Annotated in this window: 1 protein-coding gene and 1 pseudogene; both read right to left on the reverse strand. The window is 62.4% G+C overall.

The window, feature by feature from the left end; translation table 11 throughout:
* Positions 1-31: 31 nt before the first annotated feature.
* The gene (locus MFF34_RS27645) at positions 32-799 is read right to left on the reverse strand and encodes a heme ABC transporter permease (protein ID WP_027592997.1); all 768 of its coding nucleotides are present in this window, start codon (positions 797-799) and stop codon (positions 32-34) included.
* A gap of 46 nt (positions 800-845) precedes the next feature.
* Positions 846-1,358: pseudogene (gene ccmB, locus MFF34_RS27650) on the reverse strand (heme exporter protein CcmB); the annotation flags it as partial.

A 1,358-nucleotide genomic window follows, 5' to 3' on the forward strand; every position in this document is an offset into this window, starting at 1 on the left:
ATGGCGAGAAAATCACCGAACGAGGCAAAACTCATCGTGCGGCCCTCCGCCCCAGGCTGTTCAATACTTCCTCCTTGACCCAACTGGCGCGTGCCTCGCGCTTTAGCACTTCAAGGCGCATGCGCATCAACAGCACCACGCCGAAGAAGCAGTAGAAACCCAGCGCCGTGCACAGCAGCGGCAACCACATTTCGGCAGGCATCGCCGGCTTTTCGGTCAGGGTGAACGTGGCGCCCTGGTGCAGGGTGTTCCACCACTCCACTGAGTACTTGATGATCGGGATGTTGATCACACCGACAATCGCCAACACTGCACAGGCCTTGGCCGCGCTGTCACGATTACTGATTGCCTGGCCCAGCGCAATGATGCCGAAGTACAGGAACAGCAGAATCAACATCGACGTAAGGCGGGCATCCCACACCCACCAGCTGCCCCAGGTCGGCTTGCCCCAGATGGCACCGGTGACCAGCGCAACGGCGGTCATCCAGGCGCCGATCGGCGCTGCGCACTGCAGGGCGACGTCGGCCAGTTTCATCTTCCACACCAGCCCCACCACCCCGGCCACGGCCAGCAGCACGTAGCAGGACTGCGCCAGCATTGCCGCCGGCACATGGATGTAGATGATGCGGAAACTGTTGCCCTGCTGGTAGTCCTGGGGCGCGAATGCCAGGCCCCAGGTTATGCCCACCAGCAACAGCGCGAGGGAGGCAATGGCCAGCCACGGCAACATACGGCCGCTGATGGCATAGAACCATTTGGGGGAACCGAGCTTGTGGAACCACGTCCAACTCATTTTCATCAGGGTACATCCAGGGTATTAGCCAGGCTTGAGAGCCCAGGACTCGTTATTCGCCGACGCTGATCTTCAGGCCGGCCGCTATCGCAAAGGGTGCCAGTGTCACCGCCAGGGCCGTGAGGCTGGCNNCAGAGCAGATGGCCGGTAGCTGGCATATTCTGCAACGCCGCCTGCAACGCACCACTGCCCAGGATCAATACAGGGATATACAACGGCAGAATCAGCAATGCCAGCAGCAGACCACCGCGTTTAAGACCGACCGTCAGCGCCGCCCCCACTGCGCCCAACAGGCTCAGCACGGGCGTACCCAGCAGCAACGAGGCGAGCAGCACCGGCAGGCAATGGCTCGGCAGCCCCAGCATCAGAGCCAGCAGTGGCGCCAACAATACCAGCGCCAGGCCGGAAAAGATCCAGTGCGCCAGCACCTTGGCCAATACCAGTAGCGCCAGCGGATGCGGCGACAGCACCCATTGCTCCAGCGAGCCATCCTCGAAATCGCTGCGGAACAGGCCGTCCAGCGACAGCAGCACGGCCAGCAAGGCCGCCACCCACACCAGGCCCG

It is taken from the genome of Pseudomonas sp. PAGU 2196, from assembly GCF_022179005.1.
GTDB lineage: Bacteria > Pseudomonadota > Gammaproteobacteria > Pseudomonadales > Pseudomonadaceae > Aquipseudomonas > Aquipseudomonas kermanshahensis.

Coding starts and splice junctions, on each gene's coding strand:
- MFF34_RS27645 (WP_027592997.1), bottom strand. CDS start 799: ATGAAAATGAGTTGGACGTGGTTCCACAAGCTCGGTTCCCCCAAATGG.